The sequence below is a fragment of the Pseudomonas sp. BJa3 genome (genome assembly GCF_026343815.1).
Lineage (GTDB): Bacteria > Pseudomonadota > Gammaproteobacteria > Pseudomonadales > Pseudomonadaceae > Aquipseudomonas > Aquipseudomonas soli.
Genome location: NZ_JAOXMC010000438.1, coordinates 1 through 245 on the forward strand (window position 1 = coordinate 1; position 245 = coordinate 245).

At 68.2% G+C, this 245-nt stretch carries 1 protein-coding gene; it reads right to left on the minus strand.

Annotated features, from left to right (window positions below; genetic code table 11):
• Positions 1 to 245 (minus strand): ATP-binding cassette domain-containing protein (locus OH705_RS28330; protein WP_267303586.1); only part of this gene is annotated, 245 nt, incomplete at both ends.

Genomic DNA, 245 nt, shown 5'->3' on the forward strand with positions numbered 1-245 from the left:
GGTTCGTCCAGCAGCAGCAGCTTGGGCTCGGTGGCCAGCGCGCGCGCCAGCTCCAGGCGGCGCTGCTCGCCGTACGACAGGTTGTCGGCCAGGTCGTTGGCCTTGTGATCGAGGCGCATCCACGTCAGCAACTCGTGGGCGCGCTCGCGGGCGCGCTTTTCGTGCTCGCGGTAGCCCGGCAGGCCCAGCAAGAGACTGGGAAAGCCGTAGTTCATGTGGCGGTAGGCGCCCACCACCACGTTTTC